Origin of the sequence: Allomuricauda sp. F6463D, assembly GCF_023015965.1 — a bacterium.
Taxonomy (GTDB): domain Bacteria; phylum Bacteroidota; class Bacteroidia; order Flavobacteriales; family Flavobacteriaceae; genus Flagellimonas.
Map to the genome: position 1 here is coordinate 849,314 of NZ_JALKAN010000001.1, position 22,068 is coordinate 871,381.

Below are 22,068 nucleotides of genomic sequence, written 5' to 3' on the forward strand. Positions count from 1 at the left end.
CAAATAGAAATTAATAAAATCACCATTAAAGTCACTTAATCTGTTTTCCCTTTTCCGTTAACCTATATCGTTGCTTACTGCTTTTCGGTTTATCCGGGATTGTCATTTCAATCAATTTTGCATCAAGTGCCGGCTGTAAATAATTATATAAAAATGTTGGACGATGCCTCATGTCTAACTTTGTCATTAATTCTGCCGTTGTAGTTTCATCCCTACCCATTACAGAAAGTAATTTTGTAACTTGTTCGGTAACTTGTTCGGTAACTTGTTCGGTAACTTGTTCGGTAACTTGTTCGGTAACTTGTTCGGTAACTTGTTCGGTAACTTGTTCGGTGATTTTTTCAGAAGAAGGAAAAGTCATTCTGGTAAAGTTATCCATAAACCGGAAACATTCCTTTCCGTAACTCTTTAAAATCCGTGGAACGCCAGAGCCCAGTTGCTCTACCAAATCCAAATCCCTGTATATACGCATTAGCTCCTTATTCCTCGGCATAGAAACGCCTTCAAAAAAATCTTCTTTGCTAAGTCCGTCCGGTAAGGAACCGGCAGATGTTATTTCAATCCTGTCGTCAAATATTTCAAACTTAGGTGGTACTTCTCGGGTGTAGTCGTTATGTACTATGGCATTATATATAGCTTCACGCAAGGCTACAGGATTCCATAACTTTCGCTCAATACGTTCTTTTGATGTAATGGTCGCAAAAGTTGTATTTTCTACTGCAATTTTATCCAGTACACTTTTTGTGGCCTTAATGAGCGAGCAATATCCATATTCATTATTTTCAAGAAGGTCTACCCGATCTAGGCCTTTATATTTAGCAACTTTAATAGATACATTGTTCACATCTGCTAAAAGGTAGGCTGCATAGTTAAGGAAACCGTCTTCGGTAAGTAGTTCTAGATTCTTTTTAAACTGTTTGTTAAGAGGTTTACCATTCTCCTGATAATAGATATGTAGCTGCTCAAAACTTAAGTCCTGACGATGCGATTTTATTTTTCCTATTGAATTACGGGTACGGCTGGCGAAAAGTTTATCAATCATAGCTTGCGGCATGGGTTCGGCCGCTGTGCCTACACGAATAAAACAGCCTTTTTCGGTCATGCCGTATTTCTTTTTGAAATAGGGCTTTTCACTTCCACCGGCAACAATAATCTTGATAATGTCTTTACCGTCACGTTCTTCAGCCACTACATCAAATAAACCCATGGCCGAAGGAGCAATATTGTTTTTGATACGGTCTTTGATTTTAAGCATATCACTGTCAATATCATCTACACCAAGTACTTTCCCTTGCTTATCAATGCCTAAGTAAATTAACCCGCCTTCCAAATAATTGAGGAAAGCAATCACTTCCTTTTCCAAATCCAGGTCTCTGGTTAATTTTTCTTTGTATTCTATTCTGTTTGTTTCAGACATTATCAGTGATTTGATGTAAAAATAATCTTTTATATACACCTACTAGGGTATATGTTTTAATCAATAGAATTCCCCAAGGCTCTGCCTCGGGTGTAGTAAAGGAAATGTTTGAAAAACGGATGGTTTTTTAAAAAATGATAACATATTGTTCCGTTGAATACCTCGTGGGCTTGCTCCGAGGATTATTTATTACAAAACAACAGCCATCCCCCGGAGGTATTCACAAAATTGGATTTCAATTCTAAGTCTGATTAAAGTAGTTATTATGTGGGGGCTAAGGTTTATGGGGAGACCACTTGTCCCCAAATCCCTTACCCCAACTTCAGCGCTCGGATCCTATCCTATTTTTGTAGCAGTTCGGAAAGAAAAGCGTATAGCAAAAATAGGATAGGGCGCTGTCCTACTTTTTGCCTTCTACCTCCAGCCATTCTTGGTAGAGTTCCTTTGCCCCTGGGCTATCCGCAAAGAATGTCCTGTAGTGTTCAATGGCATCATCCTGACCTTTTATATATGCAGCCTCTTCTTTCTTGGACATCCTTGACACCTGATAGATTGAAAATCCAAGGACCAACAGGACCGTGACCAACAACCCCCAAGTAAGTTTTATGGCCCAACTGGGCAAGAGAACGGACCGCTCTACTTTATGAAGAATCCTTTCCATCAGTCTTTGTTGTTCCTCAATGTTGTTTTTTTGGTTGTTGCCATACTCTTTTAAAAGAGCATTTAATTCGCTGGTATCTGCCTTTAATGGATGGTTTTACAAATTTTCATGCACCTTTTCCAAACGGTCTATACTCTTCTCAAACCCGTTGATCTCCTCGGTCAACAGTTCCGCTATCTCGTCCAGTTTTGCCATGATCTTTTGTTTAGATTCCTATTCCAGTGTCCCTGACCACTTTTATGGCCAGCTTGATGGTCTTCTTTATGATGGTCTGGGTCAGGCTTGTTGGGATATTCACTGTCCGGCCCAAAAGCTGCATGCTCCTGTCCTTGGCGATTCGTTGTGCCATGCTCTTTTCAAAGTTCATTTGACGGGCGATCCTGCCCATGGACATGGACCGGTGCACTTCGCTTCCCTTTAGGTTGGTTCCCTTGTACTCAAAACGGAAACCCTGTAGCTTGTTCTGCCTGTTGATGCTCGGGATGACCTTTACATTGTTTTGCCCCATGGATTTGATGTACTGGTCAAAATCCCTTGGGCGGTCCCTGGCCATGACCTTTTCATGGATCTTCTGTATTTCCGATCGGACATGTTGCATCCGGTACAGTTTTTCCTGTTGTACCTCCTTTACCGTGGTCAGGTCCATTTGTTTGGCCACCCGTTCCGCCACTTGTTGGCTCCGCTTTCCGATGAAACTGTCATTGTAGGCTTTTCCCTGAAAGTTTATCCGGTTGGCATACAGATGGACATGTACATGTTCCTTGTCCCTATGGACAAAGGCAACGGCCTGGTGCTGCTTGAGGTTCATCTCTTTGAGGAACCTTTCGGTCATTTCCTTGAGCCGTTCGCTTTCCAGTTTCCTCCCGTCCTCTATGGTGGGACTGAGCACAAAGCTCAGTGTGTTCTTCCGGCACAGCTCGTTCTGTTCTTGGATGACCTTGAACTCCTCGGTGATCTCCCTTGGTGTCTCCCCGGCCAGATATTGGCTGTGGATGATCTCCGATCCTTTCTCCTGGTTCATCCCATAGCTCATCGAGGCTGCGGTATGCGATATGGACTTTCCCATTCCTATCATTTCTTGAAATTTAAAAGATGTTGTCTTATCTCTTTTGCCAGCTGGGCCGTTTCCTCGGCCAACCTGGGGTTCCGCTTTCTGAACATATTGGTAATCAGCCTAAAATTTCGTTGGTATTTGACCAATAGCTTATAGGCCTCTATCTGTTCGTCCGTCATCCGCTCCACGATCCGGTCTTCGAATGCAGCTCGGCGACAGTATTCACTGACGGAAAGACCGCTCTTTCGGGCCTTTACCTTCAGCAGTTTCTTCTCGTAGACCGAGCAGCGGAACTGGACGAACTCTTTCTTCATTTTCCCATCAACTTTTGCGACCTTCGGGAGCAAAAGCAAGATTTGTCATGACAATGACACATCTTGAATTCGTTGCCGAACTTCATCCTTCGTGCTTTTTGCCTTCCATTCGTTGATATCCTTGAATCCTACATAGAGAGAGGACATATCCCTACTGTTCGGGCACTTTTCCAATAAAAGTCCCGTCATCGCCATACCCGCTTTGTCCCTATCAAGAAAAAGTTCCACATTTTCATATTCCCCTATCTCTGTGATCATCCTTTTTACAAAGGCCGTGGTGTTCAATATCAAAAGATCATGGTCGTTCTCGATTTCTGGTATCAGTTCCATTAGGGTAAGCATATCGAACATGCCTTCGGTAATGGCCAATTTCTTTGATCTGTTCCCCATCATTGAAACATCCTTTGGCGTGTTGGACCCTTTCCAATATGTATTCCTGAGTTCCCAGCCTCCCGACCTGTTTTGGAGTCCGATGGCAAAGTATGACCGACCACTGATTTTATAATGGATTTCCTTGCACAGCTTTCTGGCTGTTGTGATCGAGATGTTTCTGGAGCTTAGATAGTTTTGTAGGGCCCGGTGTTCGATTTCCTTTACCTCGATGATTTCAATTTGGCTTTCACCTTCTTCCTTTTCATTGGGAATGGGTTGCCGATGAAAAGAAAAATGGTCCATGTTCCCTGATAGTCGTTCCAACGCCTCCTTTACGGAACAGTTCTCCATTTTCATGATCAGGTCTATGGTACTGCCCCCTTCGAAGGTCCCGAAGTCTATCCAATAGTTTTTCTTTAATGATACCTTGAAAGAGGCTTGGGTCTCGCTCCGGAACGGGCTGAGGAACCAAGCTTCTTTTTCCGTTTTCCGGACTGGAAAGTGCCCCAACTTGGCCAGCGTGGAAACGATGTCAATGTTGCGGGCTTTTTCGCAGTCCATGGTATTTCTATTTTTTTCTTTCATTGTCTCAAGTTTTGTTATTTCTTCTACCTTCCTACCTAACCCAATGATGACGCGGGTTTTCAAGCTAGGTCAGATGTTTTTTCAACTTACCTATCTTACCCTTTAGGTAGAATAGGTAACCTTTAGGTAAGATGGAGGTTATATATCCTACCTAAAGTTTTGCCTCATGACCATTGGCTTTATCCTGCTTTAGGTAACTAGGTAGGTATTATTCTTCTTTCTTTGCAAATTCCATTTCCCATGGGCTTCCCCCAAAGAGTGGTCGGGACAAATAGCCGTACACCTGTCGTTTGGGATGCTTGACCTTTTGAAAGCCAAACCCGGCCAGTGCCCGACCGATATTGATGTGGTTGAGCCTTAGGTTGAGACAAGCGATCTCAACCATGATATCCGATGCCGTCCTGAAGTCTTTCATATCATTGGACTTTTCATAGTACTTGGCAACCACTTCCTGTTCCGAGGTCAATTTCATATACTTCCTGTTCCTTTCCTCGTTCTCCTGTATGTCCTCAATGGAAAGTTCGGAGTCAAAGCTGGGGTCCGAGTAGGCCAAATGATACGCTTGTGACCAGACCTTGTTGACATCGACCTCTTTTGAATACAAAAAATCTATTTTCCCCTTGAGCTCAAAACAGAGCCAACGGACCGACCCTGTCTCATCGTTCAAAAAGGATGACATATTGGTGGATCCCACAAAGGAACATATCCGTGACAGGGTGGTGTTTTTTCTATCATACGGTAGGCGTTCATTTATAAAGGTCTTGGAAAAAAATGACTTTAGCGCATTCACATCCTTTTTGGACAGCACGGCCAGTTCGTCCAGATTGTACAAAAAATTCCGGCACAACTGAATCCTTGCATCCTTGTCATTGCTGATATCCTCGGCCATGTATTCACTGAGCTCGGGTGGGCAGAGGAATCGGCACCATGTGGACTTGCCCGAGTTTTGCCCCTGATGGGAAAGCACGAAAGCCTGCTTGTTGAAATAATTGGGTTCCAGGGCACATCTGATGGCACGGACCAGCCATTTTTTGAAATGATAATTGAAAGCCTTTTTCTCATAAGTAGGCACATAGGATGCCAGCTTTAGGATATGGTCCTCTCCATCCCATATCGGGAGATTGTTGAAATACTCCTTGATGGGATTATATTTGGGAATCCACTCCGATCGTATCAGTATCTCCAATTTTCCGGTCGGGATATCCACACCAGCTTTAGCAAGCTCTATGATAAGGGAGTTAAGGTTCAGATATTGCCACTCCCTGGAACCTTTAAATGCTATCTGGAAATCATGGGAAATCTCATTGTACATGATATCATACTTGGTTCCCAAATATTCCATGGTGTAATCATATACCGTTTTCTTCTTTGAATCCTTGACAAAGTACAGGTTATTATCATCCTTAGCCGAAACCATTACCTTCGATTTTAGAATAAGGGCCGTTATGCTTCTCATTGATTTCATCTTGGGACACCCGACTATTTTGAAGAAGCCAATCATTGAGCTTCTTCCTTTCAAAGAATATCATTTTTCCATTGGGCTTGGAATGCGGAATATTTCCCCCAGCGGTCAGCTTGTACAAATAACTTCTGGAAATCCCGGTATAGTCACAGGTCTCCTCAAAGGTTAGCACTTCTTTGTTGGCTATCATGAGCCGTTCCAAACGATCTAATCGTTCTAGTATCAATAAATTGTTCATTTGCTTCTTTTTGAGATTAAAAAATGAACAAAAGCACTTTTGTTTTCTATTGCAGAATTCTTGGAATAAAAGTAGAAACAAAAGGGAGCAGGTGTTAACCAATACTAGAAATAGTTATTCACAAAAATTTGACAAACAGACAGTTAATTAATTTTATTCAAATACTGTCAAATTAAATTTGACAAATTTTATATGTTTTCAAATGGCTCCATTTGAGGCTAATGGATTTTTTGGGAATATTGTAAGGATTCGAGTTATTAACAATCGAAAATTAGTTGCAGCAAAATTAAGAATCAGGATTTAATCTAATTTTGGTTTCTGGACATACTGTTGAAGGATTTTAATATCGTAGTTAAATAGATGGTCTATTTAAAATTTTGATTGCGTTACCTGGCATTGCTCAATTTGAAATTTTGTCCTTTTGAAGCTAATTAATTTATTTTAACTCTTATTGTACCCATTTGGTATCTTAAAAGTGCATAATCGTTAAATTATTGTTAAAAAGGTGTCCCTTTCGGTGTCAGTACAAATTCCCCACCCTTTACAACCCCTGAAAACAGTGGTTTTTTCAAATTAAAGAAGACCCTCTTCCTCCGCATAATAACGTGAAAAGCCCCTTTTTAAGGGGCTTTTGTTTTTTAGGTGCCAATATAGGTGGCTGAGATACTAGTTTGTAGGTGGATGTTGAAAATAAAAACCTTCTTTAATTTTCTCTATATTATTTTCTGATATGCGCAGCTTCTACTTTTGCTTGCGGTTCTTTAATCACACTAACTTCAGTTTCCTGATGATAATTGCCCACTGAAAGCCTTACGGTATAATCGCCCAATGGAACTCTTTGAGAATAAGCAAACTCGCTAGGAGTCATGTTGCTGCTTCTGGTAAATTCATTGTTTATAGTTTCGTCGCTTCTTAAATCCCAATTGATTTTATGGATTCCTAATTCATTATTTCCTGCCAAGGTCCTAACTAAGTTGCCTTGTTTATCGGTAATGGTAATTTTTACATCATCATTCTTTGCATTAACACGATAGGTAATCATAGTTCCCATAGGAGGGTTTTCAGCTCTAAAAAACATATCACCGTTTATCTCTTCTATAGAGTTTCCAAAACTTACCCTTTGTTTGAAATTAATAGCAGGTTTCACTTTAAATAAAAATGCCGGTTTATCCAGGTTTTCAGAAGTCATTTCAGAAAAAGGAGCTATATCTAAAGCCCAGATGGCACTCCCAAATGTACCAATTACCAATTCGCTGTCACGCTCTTGAACTGCCATGGTCCTAACAGCAGCAGTTGGTAAATTGTTTTTCAGTTTTGTCCATGAACCTCCTTGGTTTAGACTTACATATACTCCAAACTCCGTTCCCAAATACAATACTTGTGGATTAGTGGGATCTTCTTTTATAACATATGCTGGTCCAAATTCTGGTAAATCACCAGCAATGTCTTGCCATGATGTACCGTTATCAGTCGTTTTATAAACATGGGGTTTCATATCGTCACGCGCATGGCCATCATAAACTACATAAGTGGTTTGTTTATCAAACTTGGAGGTTTCTATTTCGGCCACAACACCAAGTTTGGCCTCTTTATCGTCAATTGAAGTATCTACGCGTTTCCAGTCGTCCCCTTTGTTGGTGCTTAGCCAAATAGGACCATCATCGGCTCCGGTCCAAAGCACTTGATCATCCAATGAAGATTCTGCAATTGAAAATATGCTTCCATAACTATGATAGCCATCATTTATCCCTTTTAAGGTCTTGTCCTGCTGCAATGATAAATCTGGGCTTATAACTTCATATGCTCCAGATTTAGCGTTAATCCTAAATAGATAATTACTGCCTAAATACACATAATCCGGATCATGTTCTGATAATAAAAATCCGGGGGTCCAATTATATCTGATTGAATGCGTTGCACCTTTTTGCTTTAGCTCCTCAATATCCGTAGGTTTTAATTCAGTCCTATCCCATGTTCTTAAATCCAATCGTGAACAGTTCCCAAATTGTTGAACCACATAAATAATGTTAGGATCTCTTGGGTCTGTGGCCGATGCCATTCCATCGCCAACATATCGAAGTTTAGACCAATCCAATGTCGTAAGTCCCTCATCATCATATGTTCTGTTAGGTGCGCGCCAATGTCCCGTATCCTGCATACCTCCGATAACATGATAGGGTTGTTGGTTATCCACACTAACTTCATAAAACTGACCTATTGGCAATACAGTTTGTTGCCATGTTTTAGCCCCATCATAGGTAATACTCACACCTCCATCACCAGAAATAGCCATATGATCCGTATCGTTTGGATCGATCCACATAGAATGCAGGTCAAAATGAACATGCCGCATATTTACCAATGAAAATGTTTTACCTCCATCCGTAGAACGGGATAGTTTATACACCGGCATCCAAACCGTTTCGTCATTGGTAGGGTCCACATAAATATGATCATAATAATAACTTGTCATATCTTCATTAACCCTTACCCAGGAACCGCCTCCATCATCCGTGCGAAAAATTCCTCCTTGTTTGCTTGTTCTACCACCTCTTATTGGTTCTCCCGTTAAGATAGCCGCATAAATAATGTTGGTATTGTTATGGGCTATGGCGAGTTCAATTTTTCCCGTATCGTCTGTTGGCAGCCCTTCGGTAAGCTTTTTCCAAGTCACCCCTCCATCAACCGATTTGAATATACCGCTATTTGGTCCGGACTCATCCATATCACCACCGCCAAATCTGGTCCGTTGCCAAGCAGTAGCATATACGATATTTGGGTTTTTAGGATCTATTTTAATAGTGGAAAACCCTGTTGTATCATCAATATATAAAACTTTTGTCCACGTTTCCCCTCCATTGGTTGTTCTAAACAAGCCTCTTTCCTCATTGGTTCCCCAAAGATGCCCCATGGCAGCAACCATAACAATATCCGGGTTTTCTGGATGTATAACGATCCCTCCGATCATCTGCGAATTTTTTAAACCCATGTGTTGCCATGTTTCGCCTGCGTCCAAGGATTTATAGATGCCATCTCCTATAGAATTGGCACGAGTGTTTGCTGCTTCGCCAGTTCCGACCCACAAAATATCATTGTTGGATTTTGCTATAGCTATCTCACTGGTTGATGCTGAACTTTCATCTGTAAATATTTGTTTGAATGTGGTTCCGTTGTTAACCGTTTTCCAGATACCACCACCTGCTGTTGTTACATACATGGTTTTAGGGTTGTCAGGTAGACCAACCACTCTCCAAGCACGACCTGCTGGCATAGAAGGGCCTAATAATCGATATTGAAATTCAGATAAAGTAGATTCGGAAATAGAAGGGTTGTTTTGTTGGGCGGACATGAAGCATAAAGTGCCACAACATAAACAGAAAATAAAGATTGCTTTTTTCATTCTAAGTATAGTTAGTTGGTTATTGGTTTTAAAGGTAAAAAGATAGTTAAAATCTTCTATAGGAATGAAAAAGTGATATTAATCCACAGGTTCATAAATAATAATACTGGGAATCCAAAAGTTGATAACTCATATTGAGTTATTTCGTTGTTTTGTTGGGCATTTACTTTTTAAGTTTTATTGGAAAATCAGAATAGATTATGATTTTCCGGCATTTTTTCAAATAGCTTCACTTTTAATTTTTTTTTAATAGAAACTTGACAATGTGTCTACCCAACCTTACTTACCTTTAAGGGAACAAACATTACATCCTAACATTTAACCCAAAACATAAGAAATATGAAAAAAATTCTTTTTCTAACTGGTGATTTTGCCGAAGATTACGAAACCATGGTTCCATTTCAAATGCTCTTGATGGTGGGCTATGAAGTACATGCCGTTTGTCCTGACAAGAAAAAGGGGGACACCATTAAAACCGCCATCCATGATTTTGAAGGTGACCAGACCTATACCGAAAAGCCGGGGCATAATTTTGCGCTCAACTATAGCTTTTCTGATGTTGACCCATCGGATTATGCCGGATTGGTCATTGCCGGAGGGCGTGCTCCAGAATATCTTCGTTTGAATCAAAATGTGCTGGATATTGTCAAGCATTTCTTTAACGAGAACAAACCTGTTGCAGCTGTTTGTCACGGGATACAAATACTGACGGCCGCGGAGGTGGTCAAAGGGCGTAAATTGACCGCTTATCCCGCTGTTGGACCAGAAGTCACATTGGCTGGGGGGGAGTTCCAGGATATTCCCGTAGATGCAGCCTATGTAGATGGTAATTTGGTAACATCACCCGCATGGCCCGGCCATCCAGCGCTTATCAGTGAGTTTTTAAAGGTAATGGGAGCCAGTATAACTATCTAAATAAACTACTCCCAATACATAAAGGGCAAGACCACTCTGAACTTTTCAAAGATGGTTTTGCCCTTTATTTTTTTAGGTTCATTCAATCATCAGCAAAGATTTGAGTATATTGATTGAAGTTAGAACAGAAGCAATGATGCAAACAAGTAAAGAACTCAAAGTACGGTGCTGGATCGATATTGATGGAAAAAAGTTTTTTGGTCCAGGTCGCGCACAACTTCTACAGCTTATTGATAAAAATGGGTCCATCTCCAAAGCGGCCAAGGAAATGGGCATGTCCTACCGAAAAGCCTGGGCCATGGTGGAAGATATGAACCAACGGGGGCAACAGCCTTATGTGGAACTTCACAAAGGCGGAACCAAAGGCGGTGGGGCCGAATTAACGAAAACAGGGGAAGAAGTGCTTTCCATTTTCTTAAAAATGAATGAAGAGATTACCTCGACCGTGCAACAGCATTCCGGTAAAATGTTGGGACTGATTTAAATCTTTATCCCAAAACCGTGCAATAAAATCAATCTGAAACCTACATAAAGTACCAAAATACTAGTGAGCACTCCCAAAAACTTCAGATTGAATTTTTTGTTGGACAAATAGGAACCAATACTTCCCCCAATCACAACAGCAACAATGAGCTGCCATATCAATTCACTGTTCCATGTGAAGGTTCCCGCCATATTCAGACCAACCAATCCAGAAATGGAATTTACCAAAATAAAAACAGATGCCAACGAAGCTACCGTTCTTGGGTTCGCCCATTTTAAAAGATTCAATACTGGAGAAAGAAAAATACCTCCCCCAATTCCCGAAACTCCTGAAAGTAATCCTATACCCCCGCCAAGCAGCATTTTTTTGGGATTTGAGAACTCGTAGGTGTCCATTTTTTTCTTCACAAAACGCAGCAGCATAAAAATACCTGCCAAGATCAATGCGATTCCCAATATTAAAAAGAAAGAAGTCTCGGATAGCCGTAACTGCGCGCCCAGATAGGCCAATGGAATGCTTGCCGCTAAAAAAGGCCAAAACTTTTTAAGGTTGAAAACCCGATTCTTGATATAAAACAGTGTGCCAATACTGACCACACAAATATTCAGGATAAGTGCCGTGGAACGTATCTCATAAAAATCGGTCAAGAAAAGACTGAGAATCGCCAAATAACTGGAACCTCCCCCAAACCCAACCGAGCTATAAAAAAGTGCAATCAAAAAGAATACTACGGGCAAATATTCAACACTCATTCCTTACGATATCAATTTACATGTCAGCAAGTCACCCTCGTTAAGCTTTTCACCATCATCCACAAAAGCGAGTGCATTTCCCTTCGCCATGGATTGAATCATAGAAGAACCTTGGCCATCCAAAACCGCTACATTTCCTTCCGAAACAAAGGCTTTTAAAAAGGAAGGGCGCCCAAATCGATTTTCATACCCATGTTTTATTGGAAATTGATAGGTTGGCAAACCAGCCCTCCGATATCCCGATAATTTTTGAAGCAACGAAAGCACGTACACATAAAAACAAGTCAGCGATGAGGCTGGGTTTCCGGGCAAAGCAAACACGAACTTATTGTCCTTTCTTCCAAAATACAATGGTTTTCCAGGTTTTTGAAATACCTTATAAAACAACTCTTTAACTCCATTTTTTTCAAGGGATTGTTTTACAAAATCATAGTCCCCCACCGAAATGCCTCCCGAGATAATCAGTACATCACAAGATTCCAAAGCCGCTTTGATACCTGCTTTTGTGGCCTCAAAATCATCCTGTATTTGTATTTTTTGATGATGCTTAAACCCGAACTGTTGTAATGCCCCGGCAATCGCGTAACTGTTGGATTCATAAATCTGTCCCTCCAACTTTGGTTGACCAGGTTTTACTAATTCGTTTCCCGTTGTGATGATGTTTACTTGAGGTTTTAAAAAAACTTCCAGTTGTTCAAATCCCAAACTTCCCATCAAGGCCAATGAGGGTGGGTTCAAAATATGTCCTTGTTCAAAAACCTCTTGTCCTTTGGTCAATTGCCCTCCTTTTTTACGGACATTTTGTCCAGCTTTGGGCATTTCGTCCAAAAAAAGCGTGCTTGCTTCCACCGACGTTTTCTCTTGCATCATCACGGCAGAAGTATTTTTGGGCACTTTGGCGCCTGTAAAAATCCGAACGGCCTCACCGTCGTTCATTAAAACCGCTTCGGAATCACCAGCAGCCACCTCCCCTACCAATTTATATTGCTGATAAAGTCCGCACAGCGCATAACCGTCCATAGCGGAATTATCAAACTCGGGCACATCAAAAGGTGATACTGCTTTATTGGCAAGTGCGTACCCAAGTGCATCTTCCAGTGGCTTTGTTTCACTTTTTAAATTGATTTTTTGGTCTGCTATAATGCGTAGTGCTTCTTCTATCGTAACCATTAGCCCCCTATTGAAATCATTGAACGGTTTTGCTCGTAGTGTTCTGCATCCATCTTTACATCCATGCCATCACGGGAATGCTTTTTGGACTTTATGGCCTCCAAAATGGTCTGGTCTATCTTTTCCCCGTTCCGCAACGGAGTCAATAAATCGGTTTCGGAGGTTGCGAACAAACAGTTTTTCATTTTGCCATCAGCCGTTAAGCGAATACGGTTGCACTCATCGCAAAAAGGATTGGTTATGGTACTAACAATGCCAAAACTGCCCTTATGACCCTTCACCTTAAAGTTGGTAGAAGTACTGTGCTGTGGATTTTTCAAGGTCTCTATTTCCCCGAACCCAGCACGAACGGTCTGCAAAATCTCATCTTTTCCAACTCCTTTACTCCAATCCCATTGGTTACCTTTAAATGGCATAAACTCTATAAACTTTGGAGTAATCTTTCTATCCTTGGTCAAAGCGATAAAATCGTTGATTTCCTTATCGTTGACTCCTTTTATCAGTACAATATTCAGCTTGATGTCCATATCCATATCGAGGGCCATCTCCAAGTTGCGCATAATACGCTGGTAGTAATCACGCTTAGTGATGAAGATGGATTTTGCCTTGTCCAAGGTATCCAGACTAAAATTGATTTTGCGCAGTCCAATTTTATCAAACAAGTCCAAATATTTATCTAAAATAATTCCGTTGGTAGTCAATTTGAGGGTAACACCCAATTTGGCCAGTTCCTCGACCAAAAAACCGAAATTCTTTCGAACCAAAGGTTCGCCGCCAGTCAACCGTACCGTATCCACGCCCAAATCCCTGAAAGTCCTGGTCATCTCTATGATTTCCTCCAAGGTCATGATGCTGGGCTTTTCCATCAACTCAATGCCTTCTTCGGGCATACAGTAAAAGCACCGAAGGTTGCACCGGTCGGTCAATGAAATACGGAGATAGGTATGTGGCCTACCGAAATTGTCAATTATTTGTGGTTTCTGTTCAATCATGTCTTTTTCCTTCTATCACTTTAAATGCGTGCAGCACGTGCGGGAAAATTGCATCCATGGATTCTGCCGCTCCTTTGGTAGAGCCTGGCAGTGCCAAAATCAATTTACCGTCCTTTATGCCCGCAATAGATCGCGAAAACATCGCATACGGCATACGTTCCTGCCCGTAGCTTCGCATTTGTTCTTCAACTCCTTTTAGTTTGATGTCCAACAAGGGCTCCAAAGTCTGTGGGGTAACATCTCTTGGCCCCACGCCCGTTCCTCCCGTAAAAATCACCATATCTGCTGTGGTATATTCCACTTTTTTGATGATTTCATCAGCTTCATCGGGAATGATACTTTTTTGGGATTCTACCCCCAGTGCTTTCAGTTTTTCAACAATGGCCTCTCCTGCCCTGTCTTCTCCTTTTCCTTTGGAAATAGTATCTGAACAAACGATTACATCCGCTTTTAGGCCTTCAGTGTTTATGTTGAAGGAGGACTTCCCCCCTCTTTTCGATTTAAGTCGTATGGTGCCAATTTCAACTTTTTTATCAATCGGTTTAAGCATATCGTACATTGTCAAGGCAACAATACTAGCACCATGCATGGCCTCTACCTCTACCCCTGTTTTGTAAATGGTCTTTACGGTCATTGTAATAATGATGTCCAAGCCATCGATTTCATAATTGATTCCTGTGTATTCAATGGGCAAGGGATGACAATCGGGCAAGAGATCTGGGGTTTTCTTCACCCCCAACAATCCTGCTGCTTTGGCCATTTCAAACACATTCCCTTTGGGAACTTTATTGTTTTTGATGGCCTCAATCGTTTCCTGACTACTTGTCTTCACGATGGCTTCCGCGGTGGCTTCCCGCAAGGTGTTCGTTTTATGTGTTATATCTACCATTTACTTATTTACTTTCCATTGATGGGTTTCATCCTCAAAAATCTCTTTACCAAACACGGGTACTTTTGCCTTAATCTCTTCCACAAAAAAGTTAGTGGCCTCAATCGCTATTTTTCTATGTGCGGAGGACGTGAACACAAACAAACAAAGTTCACCAACGTTCACTTTTCCCAAACTGTGATAAATATGGGCACAGGTAATATCGAACTTGGCAAAAGCCGCTTCCCGAATCTCGTGGAAGACCTTTTCCGCCATTTCCTCATAGGCCGTATAATCAATGGCAATTACAGTTTTCCCATCCACTTCGTCGGCCCTTATCTGTCCCAAGAAAATACTATGCGCGCCTATATTGGTCTTGCTTTGGTGATTGGCCACCGAATTGGCTATTTTCTCAGGGGGAATTGCCCCTTGAACAAATACTTTTTTTGGTTTCTTTCTATCCATCAATTATTGTTTCTATACCGTCTTCCACATTTTTCAGGTTGTGAAAGTCAAATTCATTTTTAAGGATTTCTATAGCGTTTTTACTACGTTTACCAGTCTGGCAGAATACAAAAACCTCTTGATCGCTCGGTATTTCTTGGTGCCGTGATGTCAAATCTCCCAAAGGAATGTTCAACACCTTTTTTCCTTTTGGTTTAGGCTGTTCAAACACTTCGCGCACATCGAGGTACCAATGTTCCTTGTTTTTTAAGTTGCAATCAATATAAACAGGGGCTATTCCTGATTGACGAATTTTCGCTATCTCTTCAGGACGTTTGTTTATTTTGATGGTCTGCTCACTGGCCTGCATTATATTGACCAACTTTAATTTTCCCGAGAGCACTTCACCTACCCCCAAGATTATTTTAAGGACCTCTGCCGCCTGCAATGTTCCAAGAAAACCTGGCAACACGCCCAATACTCCCGTGGCCTCACAACTGATGTTCTGCCTAGTACTCTTTGGGAACACACAACGATAGGTTGGCCCATTCTTGTAATTGAATACCGAAAGTTGTCCTTCGTTTTTGTAAATGGAAGCAAAAACCCAAGGTTTATCGGCAAGTAAGCAGGCATCATTGATAAGATATTTGGTTTCAAAATTATCCGTGCCATCCAATACCACATCGTATTGTTTGATGATATTTTCCACATTTTCAATCGTCAACGGTTCTTCAAAAACCTGAAATTGCACTTCACTATTTTGCTTTTCCAGGTGTTCTTTGGCGACAACGGCTTTTGGTTTTCCCACATCCGATTCACAGAACAAAACCTGTCTGTGCAAATTTGAAATATCAACCTTATCATGATCTATTAGACCTATTTTACCCACTCCTGCCCCGGTTAAATATTGGGCCGCTGGACCTCCCAGCCCCCCAACACCAACAATCAACACTTTGGCATTGCGAAGTTTTTTCTGTCCGTCAGGTCCAACTTCAGTGAGTTTTATCTGTCTACTGTATCTGCTCATCCTCCTGCGAATGGTGGTAATAAAGCTATTTCGTCACCATCTTTTATTGTTATTGAATCGTCCAAATTTTGATTTACCGCAATTTGTACAGAATCCTTATCAGTAATGGTAAGTCCCTTCAGGCATTGTTCTTTCAACGCAATGGCAGTTAGTTCTCCTTTGAGTTCCATAACTTCTTCTGACTTTTCGGTAGCTTCCGCCACCAATCCAAAATATTTGACCGTTACTTTCATAGGTCCATTTGCTTTAATCGTTTAACATCATCCTCGGTATCCACATCAAACCCTCCTTTTTTGAATGTTTCCGTACAAAAATCAAAATCTTCAAAATGCATCAATTTCTTAGCTCCTTCATCACCTTCCAATTTCAACAATAACTGGAATGCCGCTTTTCCAAAAATAGCAGGCACTCCAATAGTATCTCCATATTGGGAATACGTAGCTTTTGGGTTCTTCGTCAATTGGGTATGCACTAGCTTGATGAGATTGGATTTTTCCAAAAAGGGTTGGTCGGATACCAAGAAGAGTACATGGTCCAACCCAGCTTCATCTTCCAAAGCAGCTGCTAGCCCCACTTTGATACTGGATGCCATCCCTTTCTCCCAATCATTGTTAATGACCACTTTACATCCTTTTGTTTTAATTTTTTCTTGAATACTATCTTGGTTTGCTCCCAATACCAATATTTTTGTTCGGAAGCTCAATATATTTGCATTGTCCATGGCGTGTTCCAAGAGCGTCTTGCCCTTAAACCTTACCAATTGCTTGGGCCTTCCCAGACGACTGGATCCACCTGCTGCTAAAACAACCACTGCTATGTTTTCTTCTGTACTCAAATGGATAGTTTTTGAAAGTAGTTCGCTATTTTATCGTGGATGGGTTCTGATTTTTGTTTGAGTGGCCTTGCATTTTTATTGGTCAATACACTTTGAATCTCCGCCAATACGGATAATCCTATTTCTGCTGGTGTTTCCGCACCTATTTCAAGCCCTACGGGTGCATGGATTTTGTTTAGGTCATCTTTGGAAACTTCGACACCTTGCCCCGCTAGTTCGTTCAGCATCTGATTGTACTTTTTTAATGGCCCAAGAATGCCGATGTATGGGATTTGCTGTTTTCCCAACAATAGTTTTAATACACTCAAATCATAATTATAATTATGGCTCATCAGTACAAAACAGGTGTGTTTATCTATTTTGATGTTCTCCAATGTTTCTTCGGGCTTTGCGACAATAACTTGGCACGCACCCAAAAATCGCTGTTTGTTCGCATGTGTTGGTCGACCGTCCGTTACGGTAACTTTCCACCCCAATAGGTCTGCTTGTTGGGCAAGTAGTTGGGCGTCGTTCCCTGCGCCCACCAAGATTAAATGTACCGGAGGCTGGTGCAATTCCATGAAAACATGTTGTTTGGAACTTTGAGTTTCTATCTCAACAAAGCACGATTTGTCTTGCTCCAGCACCTTTTTGCTTTGAAAAAGCAATGCCGCTTCCAGCTCAGGAGGCAGGTTGATTTTCTTATGGACATGGACTTTATCTGTAATCAAAACAGTGCCAAGTTGTTTGTTTCTCTTCTCCAAATCAAAAACTATGGAAATGGCCTGAGCGGTATCATTCTTGACAACTGTTTGCAACAGCTCGCATGGATTGTACTTATCGGTATAGTCCAAGGGTTCAAAAAGCACTTGAATGATGCCATTGCAGCCCAATTGTGCCCCGATGACCGCATCATCCTCGTCACTCGTGTCATACGTGACCAATTTATTTTCTTGTCTATCTAGTGCAAAAAGTGCCTTTCTTAGGGCGTCGCCTTCCAAACATCCCCCACTGATGGCCCCAGTGATATTTCCATACTCATCCACCAACATTCGTGCTCCGGCCCGTCGATAGGAAGAGCCTTCCACATGAACCACGGTGGCCATAATACTACCGATATCTTGTGATTTTAAATGTAAATATTTCGATATGATCACATTCAACTCCCTCATAAGCTGACTGTTTTAAGTTGGTTTACGGCCTTCTTGATTTCGAAAACCGCTTTTTGGATATCTTCTGAAATAGTTTTTCGACCCGTGCTGATACGTAAACTCCCTAAGGCGGTATGATCCTCAATCCCCATCGCTTTTAGTACGTGAGAAGGAGTTATCAAGTTTGCATTACAGGCTGAACCCCGCGATACTGCCAATGTATTTAATTGGCGAAGTAACTTGGTTCCATCAACACCTTTAAATGAAATGTTGGTCGTATTAGGCAAACGATTTTCTTTACCACAATTGATCGTTGCTCCCCCAATCGTTACAAGCTCTTCTTCCAATTGATTTTGCAGGCTCAATTGCATTTGATAGTTTTCCTCGAGACTTTGCCCAACAATTCTGCAAGCTTCACCAAAACCTACGATTCCAGGTACATTTAAAGTTCCAGGACGAAGACCCTTTTCATGACTTCCACCATAGAGGTGTTTATCAATCGATATTTTATTTTTTTTATTTAGATAAAGTGCCCCAACTCCTTTAGGGCCATAAAGTTTGTGCGACGAAAAAATAGCAATATCAACTTCTAAATCTTGCAAATCGACAGGTGTTTTACCAACAGCCTGTGTAATGTCCGACATTACCGCCACTTGTTTTGTGTGTGCTATTTTGGAAATGGATTTTATAGGATGAATCAAACCTGTTTCATTGTTTGCCAGCATAATGCTCACCAAAATGGTTGTTGATTTCAAGTTTTCTTTCAATTGGTTTAAATCAATGTTTCCGTTCTTGTCCACGTCCAAATAAGTGATATCAAAACCTTCAGATGCCAGAAAAGCCATGGTTTCCAATATGACCTTATGCTCTGTTTTAACGGTAACAATATGGTTTCCACGATTTTTATTTTTTCTGCAATATCCAATCAGCCCAAGGTTTGCAGACTCCGTGGCTCCTGAGGTAAATGTCAACTCAACTGGCCTACAATTCACAAGCTTGGCCACTTGATTCCGTGCATTTTCCACAGCATCATCCGCATACCATCCAAAGAAATGGTCACTGCTTGGATTGCCAAAGTTTTCTGTAAAATAGGGCAGCATGGCATTTACCACCTGTGGGTCTACAGGTGTGGTCGCGTTGTAATCCAGATATATTTTATTTTTTCTGGTCATTCAATTTTCGTTATGCATGTGCGTGCATAACGCAATTTAATAAGAATAACTGCTAATTGTTACAATTTTTGAATCAATTACGTTAAAAATCACTTAATATAAGTGGGCTTAACCTACATTGCGAGTTACCCCAGCTAAGCAATGAAAAATTAACATGAAATTTTTGTCCTCAAATACTATTAATCGTAATATTGCAATCAATATCATGTTACAATGGGCTTGACCAAATCAGAAATATTTACCGATAAGCAGAATCAAATTGCTCTATTTGCCAAAGTTTTTGGTCACCCTGCCCGTGTCGCTATCCTAGAACACTTATTTAAAATAAATGCATGTGTTTGTGGGGATTTAGTGGATGAAATAGGATTGGCCCAACCAACAATCTCCCAACACCTAAAAGAATTGAAAAATTTAGGATTGATAAAAGGCAATGTTGAAGGTACCAGTGTTTGTTATTGTATTGATGAGGAGAATTGGAAAAAAATGAAAACTATCATGACTGATTTCTTGAACCAAGACCTGACCAAAAAAGATTGTTGCTAAAAAAATTTAATTTAATTAATCGTAATATCACAATAAACATTTAGATATGAAACTTTCAGAAGTAAAAAATACCTTGAAACAATTGGATAAAATTGCCTTCCAATTACCTAATGGTGAATTAGTGCCCAATCATTTCCACGTAACCGAAGTGGGAAAAATAACCAAACACTTTATTGATTGTGGTGGTACTGTCCGTAATGAAGAAGTGGTGAATTTTCAACTTTGGAATGCCAATGATTATGACCACAGACTTCATCCGGAGAAATTGGTTCATATTATTGAGCTTTCCGAAAAAACATTGGGAATCGATGATTTGGAGGTGGAAGTGGAATACCAAGGTGAGACCATTGGGAAATTTGGCCTTGATTTTGACGGCACTAACTTTTTGTTGACCACCAAACAAACTGATTGTTTAGCGAAGGACCAATGTGGAGTTCCAACGGAAAAGCCGAAAGTAAAGTTGTCTGAGGTACAAAGTTCACAGTCCTGCGCACCGGGCAGTGGTTGTTGTTAATTCCCAATAAACAAAAATAAATATGTCAATTTTTCAACCGTTGAACGAATTCATTTCTGGTTTAGAATCAGAATCCATTTCCGAGGAACGCAAACAAACGCTTGCGCCTTTAGTTGACTATATTCAGAAAAAAGTGGGTGATGGGGAATCCGTTCGTATTAATTTTATATGCACCCACAATTCGCGAAGAAGTCATTTGTCCCAAGTATGGGCGCAGACAATGGCCCATTATTTTAGAATAGAAAACGTTTCCTGTTATTCTGGAGGGACCGAGGCCACTGCCCTATTCCCCAAAGTCGCGGATACCTTGACGAATACCGGTTTTGAGGTAAATTCCCTTTCCGCAGGAAATAATCCTGTGTACAGTATCAAGTTTTCGAGCAACGAGCATTCCGTGATTGGTTTTTCCAAAAGAATGGATTCTGATTTTAATCCAAAATCAGAATTTGCAGCTATCATGACCTGCTCCCAGGCCGATGAAGGCTGTCCGTTTGTTCCTGGAGCAGAAAAACGAATCCCGATTACCTACGAGGATCCCAAAGTTTTTGATGACACACCTCAACAAGCAGAAAAATACAGCGAACGAAGCAAACAGATTGCTTCGGAAATGTTTTATATTTTTTCCCAAATACAGAAATAATGGCTTCCAAAAAACTAAGCTTTTTAGATAGAAATTTGACCCTCTGGATTTTTGTAGCAATGGCATTGGGGGTCGGAATTGGGTATTTTTCCCCAACCTTTCCCGACTTTGTAAACTCCTTTAGTAGTGGAACCACCAATATTCCCATTGCCATAGGATTGATTTTAATGATGTATCCGCCTTTGGCCAAGGTAAAATATGCCTTGTTGCCCAAAGTGTTTAAAAACACCAAAATATTATCCATATCACTGTTTTTAAACTGGATTGTGGGCCCCATCTTAATGTTTGTACTCGCAATTATCTTTCTTAGGGACTACCCCGAATACATGGTTGGACTTATTCTAATTGGTTTGGCGCGCTGTATTGCAATGGTTTTGGTATGGAATGATTTGGCCGAAGGTAGCAGCGAATATGGAGCAGGATTGGTGGCATTGAACAGTATTTTTCAAGTTTTTGCCTACAGCTTCTACGCTTGGATATTTATTACGGTTCTCCCACCCTATTTTGGATTTGAAGGCGCTATTGTAGATATTTCCATAGGCACCATTGCAGAAAGCGTGGCTATTTATCTAGGGATTCCATTTTTGATGGGGATTTTGAGTCGGCAAATATTGGTTCGATTAAAAGGGGAAGATTGGTACAACAACAAGTTTATCCCTACCATATCTCCGATTACCTTGATTGCGCTTTTGTTCACCATTGTAATCATGTTTTCATTAAAAGGAGAGTTGATCGTTCAAATACCGATGGATGTATTGATTATTGCGGTGCCGTTGTTGATTTATTTTGTGCTGATGTTCTTAATTGGCTTTTTTACCACAAAGGCAATGGGTACCTCGTATGACAAAACTGCTTCGGTTGCGTTTACGGCAGCTGGCAACAATTTTGAATTGGCGATTGCCGTAGCGATTGCCGTTTTTGGATTGAACTCAGGTCAAGCATTTGCTGGCGTAATCGGGCCATTGGTAGAGGTGCCTGCACTCATTTTATTGGTTAAAGTATCTTTCTGGTTAAGAAAAAAATATTTCAGCTTGGCAAAGGAAAAAGCATAACGGCGCATTTATGGACAGTGGCTGTAA

23 protein-coding genes and 1 pseudogene are annotated in these 22,068 nt (G+C 40.9%); 6 read left to right on the plus strand and 18 right to left on the minus strand.

The window, feature by feature from the left end; all coding sequences use genetic code 11:
• Positions 1-31 precede the first annotated feature (31 nt).
• From MWU56_RS03655 to MWU56_RS03690, 8 genes and pseudogenes are all read right to left on the minus strand, one after another.
• The gene (locus MWU56_RS03655; RefSeq protein WP_247042368.1) at positions 32-1,417 is read right to left on the minus strand and encodes a Fic family protein; all 1,386 of its coding nucleotides are present in this window, start codon (positions 1,415-1,417) and stop codon (positions 32-34) included.
• A gap of 400 nt (positions 1,418-1,817) precedes the next feature.
• Positions 1,818-2,273, minus strand: a pseudogene (locus MWU56_RS16605) (DUF6730 family protein).
• Positions 2,274-2,283: 10 nt separating this feature from the next.
• On the minus strand, positions 2,284-3,153 hold the full coding sequence (locus tag MWU56_RS03665) for a relaxase/mobilization nuclease domain-containing protein (RefSeq protein ID WP_317236505.1): 870 nt from the start codon (positions 3,151-3,153) through the stop codon (positions 2,284-2,286).
• Positions 3,150-3,479: a mobilization protein MbpA gene (mbpA, locus tag MWU56_RS03670; RefSeq protein ID WP_247042371.1), complete on the minus strand. Its 330-nt coding sequence runs from the start codon at positions 3,477-3,479 to the stop codon at positions 3,150-3,152. The genes MWU56_RS03665 and mbpA overlap by 4 nt, the downstream gene beginning before the upstream one ends.
• 12 nt (positions 3,480-3,491) lie before the next feature.
• A complete protein-coding gene (locus MWU56_RS03675; protein ID WP_247042372.1) occupies positions 3,492-4,403 on the minus strand; it encodes a CHC2 zinc finger domain-containing protein in 912 nt (303 codons plus the stop codon).
• Positions 4,404-4,611: 208 nt separating this feature from the next.
• Positions 4,612-5,859: a virulence-associated E family protein gene (locus tag MWU56_RS03680; protein WP_247042374.1), complete on the minus strand. Its 1,248-nt coding sequence runs from the start codon at positions 5,857-5,859 to the stop codon at positions 4,612-4,614.
• Complete coding sequence (locus MWU56_RS03685; RefSeq protein ID WP_247042375.1) at positions 5,807-6,103, minus strand: helix-turn-helix domain-containing protein; 297 nt, start codon at positions 6,101-6,103, stop codon at positions 5,807-5,809. Before MWU56_RS03685 ends, MWU56_RS03680 begins: the two co-directional genes overlap by 53 nt.
• Positions 6,104-6,821: 718 nt before the next feature.
• The gene (locus MWU56_RS03690) at positions 6,822-9,503 is read right to left on the minus strand and encodes a VPS10 domain-containing protein (RefSeq protein WP_247042376.1); all 2,682 of its coding nucleotides are present in this window, start codon (positions 9,501-9,503) and stop codon (positions 6,822-6,824) included.
• A gap of 339 nt (positions 9,504-9,842) precedes the next feature.
• Here MWU56_RS03690 and MWU56_RS03695 point away from each other — a divergent pair, with 339 nt between their 5' ends.
• Entirely contained in the window at positions 9,843-10,418 is a 576-nt protein-coding gene (locus tag MWU56_RS03695) for a DJ-1/PfpI family protein (RefSeq protein ID WP_247042377.1), read from the plus strand.
• Between the two features lie 100 nt (positions 10,419-10,518).
• Positions 10,519-10,902 (plus strand): winged helix-turn-helix domain-containing protein, encoded by a 384-nt coding sequence (locus MWU56_RS03700; protein ID WP_247042380.1) that lies wholly within the window; start codon positions 10,519-10,521, stop codon positions 10,900-10,902.
• Here MWU56_RS03700 and MWU56_RS03705 read toward each other — a convergent pair.
• Genes MWU56_RS03705 through MWU56_RS03750 form a run of 10 tightly spaced genes read right to left on the minus strand, consistent with a single transcriptional unit; the run spans position 10,899 to position 19,292 of the window.
• Positions 10,899-11,654 (minus strand): sulfite exporter TauE/SafE family protein, encoded by a 756-nt coding sequence (locus MWU56_RS03705; RefSeq protein WP_247042381.1) that lies wholly within the window; start codon positions 11,652-11,654, stop codon positions 10,899-10,901. The two genes, MWU56_RS03700 and MWU56_RS03705, sit on opposite strands and share 4 nt — an antisense overlap.
• Before the next feature lie 3 nt (positions 11,655-11,657).
• Positions 11,658-12,824, minus strand: a complete 1,167-nt coding sequence (locus MWU56_RS03710; protein ID WP_247042382.1) for a molybdopterin molybdotransferase MoeA — start codon at positions 12,822-12,824, stop codon at positions 11,658-11,660.
• Positions 12,824-13,816: a GTP 3',8-cyclase MoaA gene (gene moaA / locus MWU56_RS03715; protein WP_247042383.1), complete on the minus strand. Its 993-nt coding sequence runs from the start codon at positions 13,814-13,816 to the stop codon at positions 12,824-12,826. Before moaA ends, MWU56_RS03710 begins: the two co-directional genes overlap by 1 nt.
• On the minus strand, positions 13,809-14,705 hold the full coding sequence (gene moaCB / locus MWU56_RS03720; RefSeq protein ID WP_247042384.1) for a bifunctional molybdenum cofactor biosynthesis protein MoaC/MoaB: 897 nt from the start codon (positions 14,703-14,705) through the stop codon (positions 13,809-13,811). Before moaCB ends, moaA begins: the two co-directional genes overlap by 8 nt.
• Complete coding sequence (locus tag MWU56_RS03725; RefSeq protein WP_247042387.1) at positions 14,706-15,149, minus strand: molybdenum cofactor biosynthesis protein MoaE; 444 nt, start codon at positions 15,147-15,149, stop codon at positions 14,706-14,708.
• Positions 15,142-16,155 (minus strand): HesA/MoeB/ThiF family protein, encoded by a 1,014-nt coding sequence (locus tag MWU56_RS03730; protein WP_247042388.1) that lies wholly within the window; start codon positions 16,153-16,155, stop codon positions 15,142-15,144. Before MWU56_RS03730 ends, MWU56_RS03725 begins: the two co-directional genes overlap by 8 nt.
• A complete protein-coding gene (locus MWU56_RS03735) occupies positions 16,152-16,388 on the minus strand; it encodes a MoaD/ThiS family protein (protein ID WP_247042390.1) in 237 nt (78 codons plus the stop codon). Before MWU56_RS03735 ends, MWU56_RS03730 begins: the two co-directional genes overlap by 4 nt.
• The gene (locus tag MWU56_RS03740; protein ID WP_247042392.1) at positions 16,385-16,990 is read right to left on the minus strand and encodes an NTP transferase domain-containing protein; all 606 of its coding nucleotides are present in this window, start codon (positions 16,988-16,990) and stop codon (positions 16,385-16,387) included. The genes MWU56_RS03735 and MWU56_RS03740 overlap by 4 nt, the downstream gene beginning before the upstream one ends.
• Complete coding sequence (locus MWU56_RS03745; protein ID WP_247042394.1) at positions 16,987-18,141, minus strand: XdhC family protein; 1,155 nt, start codon at positions 18,139-18,141, stop codon at positions 16,987-16,989. Before MWU56_RS03745 ends, MWU56_RS03740 begins: the two co-directional genes overlap by 4 nt.
• On the minus strand, positions 18,138-19,292 hold the full coding sequence (locus MWU56_RS03750; RefSeq protein WP_247042396.1) for a cysteine desulfurase family protein: 1,155 nt from the start codon (positions 19,290-19,292) through the stop codon (positions 18,138-18,140). The genes MWU56_RS03745 and MWU56_RS03750 overlap by 4 nt, the downstream gene beginning before the upstream one ends.
• A gap of 213 nt (positions 19,293-19,505) precedes the next feature.
• On the opposite strand from MWU56_RS03750, the gene MWU56_RS03755 reads away from it, so the two are divergent.
• From MWU56_RS03755 to arsB, 4 genes are read left to right on the plus strand one after another with little or no spacing between them, the layout of a single operon-like run.
• Positions 19,506-19,835, plus strand: coding sequence for an ArsR/SmtB family transcription factor (locus tag MWU56_RS03755; RefSeq protein WP_247042398.1), 330 nt, complete (start codon positions 19,506-19,508; stop codon positions 19,833-19,835).
• A gap of 46 nt (positions 19,836-19,881) precedes the next feature.
• Positions 19,882-20,349 carry a DUF6428 family protein gene (locus MWU56_RS03760; protein ID WP_247042399.1) on the plus strand — a complete coding sequence of 156 codons (468 nt, stop codon included), beginning with the start codon at positions 19,882-19,884 and terminating at the stop codon, positions 20,347-20,349.
• A 22-nt stretch (positions 20,350-20,371) separates the two neighbouring features.
• Entirely contained in the window at positions 20,372-20,989 is a 618-nt protein-coding gene (locus MWU56_RS03765; RefSeq protein WP_247042400.1) for a low molecular weight phosphatase family protein, read from the plus strand.
• Complete coding sequence (arsB, locus tag MWU56_RS03770) at positions 20,989-22,041, plus strand: ACR3 family arsenite efflux transporter (RefSeq protein WP_247042401.1); 1,053 nt, start codon at positions 20,989-20,991, stop codon at positions 22,039-22,041. The genes MWU56_RS03765 and arsB overlap by 1 nt, the downstream gene beginning before the upstream one ends.
• Positions 22,042-22,068 lie beyond the last annotated feature (27 nt).